The following is a 3610-nucleotide window of genomic DNA, read 5'->3' on the forward strand; positions in this document are numbered from 1 at the left end:
GTCTCCGTGGGGCTCACCGCCCTGCTCGGCCTGCTCGTCGTGGCCTTCGCGTGGCCGGCGACGCAGCTCGCGCCCCGCTCCCTGCCGGTCGTCGTGGCCGGGCCGGCCGAGGCCACTGCGCAGGTCACGGCCGCACTCGACAAGGCGGCCCCCGGTGGCTTCGCGGTGACCACCGTCGCCGACGAGGCCGCGGCCCGCGCAGCGATCGAGCGCCGAGACGCCTACGGCGCCATCGTCCTCGGCCTGGCCCCGACGGTGCTCACCGCCACCGCGGCGTCCCCGGTCGTCGCCCAGCTGATGACCCAGCTGGCCACGACGCTGGAGGCCCGTCAGCCCGGTGCCGCCGCGCCGGCGGTCCGGGTCGTCGACGTCGTGCCGTCGCCCTCCGCCGACCCGCGCGGTGTCGGCCTCACCGCGCTCGCGCTGCCGATGGTCCTCGGCGGGCTCGTCGTCGGGGCCGCGATGACCACCGCCGTGTCCGGCGTCGGTCGGCGGGTGGCCGGTGTGGTCCTCACGGCGACGTTCGCGGGACTCGTACTGACCGGCATCGCCCAGAGCTGGCTCGGCATCCTCGACGGCGCGTGGTGGGCGGAGGCCGGCGTCATCGCCCTGGGGATCGCCGCCGTCAGCCTCACGCTGGTCGGGCTCGAGGCGCTGTTCGGGTTCGTCGGTCTCGGACTCGGCGCCGCTGTCGTCATGCTCATCGGCAACCCGTTCTCGGGGATGACCAGCGCCCCCGAGCTGCTCCCCACCGGGTGGTCGGCGCTGGGCCAGCTGCTGCCGCCGGGCGCCACTGGGACCCTGCTGCGGTCGGTCGCCTTCTTCGACGGCGCCGGCGGTACCCGGGCCCTGTGGGTGCTCGTCGGATGGGTCGTTCTCGGACTGGCGCTTGCGGTGCTCGGCTCGCGCCGGGCGGGTCGCAACACCCGGCCCGTCCAGTCGGTCGACGCGGAGCCTAGGCCGGTGGCCGCCTGAGCCGACCGACCGACGCTGGTCGTGCGCGACACTGAGCCGTGCGCGACCAGCGTCTGCTGCTTCTGTCGGTATGGGTGTCGGCCGGGTTCGCGGTCGTCTCGAGCGTCTGGGGGATCCTGTCCGGCTCGAGCATGATCGTGTTCGACGGGCTGTACTCCTTTGCCAGCGTTGGCCTTTCGGTGCTCGCGGTCATGGCGCTGCGGTTCGCCCGACGCGGCGCGGACGAGCGGTTCCCGTGGGGCCGCGAGGCGGCCGAACCCGTCGTCGTCATCGTCAAGGCCGGGATCCTCGCCGCGCTCTGCGTGTATGCGGCGGTGCAGGGCGTCGTCGACATCGTCGCCGGCGGTCGGGACGTCGAGGTCGGCTGGGCGATCCTTTACGCGGTGCTGGCCACGGTGGCCGGGCTCGCCGTCGGGATCGTGCTGCGACGTGGCGCCCGCTCCGACCTGGTCAAGGCCGAGGCGGCCGAATGGCTGGGCGACGCACTCCTGTCGGCCCTCGTACTCGTCGGGTTCCTGGTGGCGGCGGTCCTGGTGGCCACGGACCGCTCCGAGCTGGCGGCGTACGTCGACCCGGCGATGGTGGTTCTAGGGTCCGTGGTGTTCCTCAAGGTGCCGGTGACCCTGGTGATCGACGGGATGCGGGAGCTGATGACCATGTCGCCACCGGAGCCGGTGCTCGACTCGCTCCAGGCGGTCGTCGACGCGGTGCGGGAGGAGTACGCGTTCGACGACTCGGTGCTCCGGGCCTCAAAGATCGGTGCCCGGGTGGACATCGAGATGGCCTTCGTCGTGGGGGAGCGCTCGACGGTTCGGACGGTGGCGGACTGTGACGGGGTCCGTTCCGACCTGCACGACCGGCTGGCCGCGCTGGGTTACGACCAGTCGGTGGCGGTCGCGTTCACCGGTGACCCACGATGGGCGGTGTGAGCTCGGCTTCTGGTCGACTGGTGAGGACGAAGGAGCGGGCGTGTACGGAACGGTGCAGCAGGAGCTCGAAGCCACGCTGGACGAGATCCGCGCCGCCGGCCTGTGGAAGGCCGAGCGCGAGCTGACCTCCCCGCAGGCGGCGCACGTCACGACCACGCGCGCTGAGGCGCTGAACTTCTGCGCGAACAACTACCTGGGGCTGGCCGACCACCCGGACATCGTGGCGGCGGCGTCGAATGCCATGACGGAGTACGGCTTCGGGATGGCGTCGGTGCGGTTCATCTGCGGCACGCAGGTGCTGCACACGGAACTCGAACGACGGATCGCCGACTTCCTCGGGACCGACGCGGCGATCCTCTACTCGTCGTGCTTCGACGCCAACGGTGGCGTCTTCGAGACGCTCTTCGACGCGGCCGACGCGATCATCTCCGACGAGCTGAACCACGCGTCGATCATCGACGGCATCCGGCTGTCCAAGGCCGCCCGGTACCGCTACCGCAACGCCGACCTGGCCGACTTGGCGGCGCAGCTCAAGGCGGCGTCGGGCGCTCGCCGGAAGGTCGTCGTCACCGACGGGGTCTTCTCCATGGACGGCTCGTATGCGCCGCTCGACGCCATCTGCGACCTCGCCGACCAGCACGGCGCGATGGTGTTCGTCGACGACTCGCACGCCGTGGGGTTCGTCGGGCAGGGTGGCCGCGGGACGCCCGAGCTGTTCGGGGTCCAGGACCGCGTCGACATCATCACCGGCACGATGGGCAAGGCCCTCGGAGGTGCCTCGGGCGGCTACGTCGCCTCGCACCGGGAGGTCGTCGACCTCCTGCGCCAACGGTCCCGGCCCTACCTGTTCTCCAACTCCGTGGCGCCCGCCGTCGCCGCCGGCTCGATGCAGGCGTTGGCGATGGTCGAGGGTTCGGGCGAACAGCGTGAGGTCCTGCGCCGCAACACGACGCTGTTCCGGGACCTGATGACCGAGGCCGGGTTCGAGCTGCTGCCGGGGTCGCACCCGATCACTCCGGTGATGTTCCGGGGGGACGAGGGCGCCCGCCGTGCCGCCCGGGTCGCCGAGCACAAGCTCACCCATGGCGTCTACGTCATCGCCTTCTCGTACCCCGTGGTCCCGATCGGCAAGGCGCGGATCCGCGTCCAGCTCTCGGCGGCGCATACCGAGGACGACGTCCACCAGTGTGTCAGCGCCTTTGTCGCCGCTCGCGAGGCCGTTGGCTAGACCCGCTGCCGGTCTGCGGGTGACGTGGTGGGCCCCGTGGGGCTCGAACCCACAACCTACGGATTAAAAGTCCGCAGCTCTGCCAGTTGAGCTAGAGGCCCGTTGCGGCGCCTCAGTATGCCGCACGAGTCAGGGGCGTGCGGTCCACGTCAGGGCCCGAACGGGGCAGAGCCAGACGGCGATGTCACCGAGCTCGGGGTCCACGCCGACTCATAGCCCGAGGTGAACGGGACGATCGCGGAGATGGCTCGATGTTCACGTAGGACTCCAAGATCAAGGTGTTGCGACGATCGGTTGAGCCCAGTCACGAACCAGAGGATCTCGTTCATGCCGTACGCCGTTCGGGGTTCCGCCAGCCCGGGGTGACCACGGGCCGGCCGAGGTCGGCGTCCAGCCGCGCGGAGATGCCGTGTCCGGCCAACCACTCCGGAGCCTCGCTCCCGAGCACGACGGCCGCGGTGCTCGCCGCATTGGCCTC

The 3610-nt window shown here is 71.3% G+C and carries 3 protein-coding genes and 1 tRNA gene; 3 read left to right on the forward strand and 1 reads right to left on the reverse strand.

All coding sequences use genetic code 11. From position 1 onward, the window contains the following. The 3 genes from VIG79_RS05955 to VIG79_RS05965 all read left to right on the forward strand — a co-directional run. Window positions 1-975, forward strand: a 975-nt coding sequence (locus VIG79_RS05955; protein ID WP_331883367.1) for an ABC transporter permease, incomplete at its 5' end; no start/stop codon positions are given. Between the two features lie 38 nt (window positions 976-1013). Next, entirely contained in the window at window positions 1014-1904 is an 891-nt protein-coding gene (locus VIG79_RS05960) for a cation diffusion facilitator family transporter (RefSeq protein WP_331883370.1), read from the forward strand. Between the two features lie 40 nt (window positions 1905-1944). Then, window positions 1945-3132, forward strand: coding sequence for a glycine C-acetyltransferase (locus VIG79_RS05965; protein WP_331883373.1), 1188 nt, complete (start codon window positions 1945-1947; stop codon window positions 3130-3132). A 25-nt stretch (window positions 3133-3157) separates the two neighbouring features. Here VIG79_RS05965 and VIG79_RS05970 read toward each other — a convergent pair. Beyond that, window positions 3158-3233, reverse strand: a tRNA-Lys gene (locus VIG79_RS05970). Window positions 3234-3610 lie beyond the last annotated feature (377 nt).

It is taken from the genome of Lapillicoccus sp. (genome assembly GCF_036559105.1).
Classification (GTDB): domain Bacteria; phylum Actinomycetota; class Actinomycetes; order Actinomycetales; family Dermatophilaceae; genus Lapillicoccus.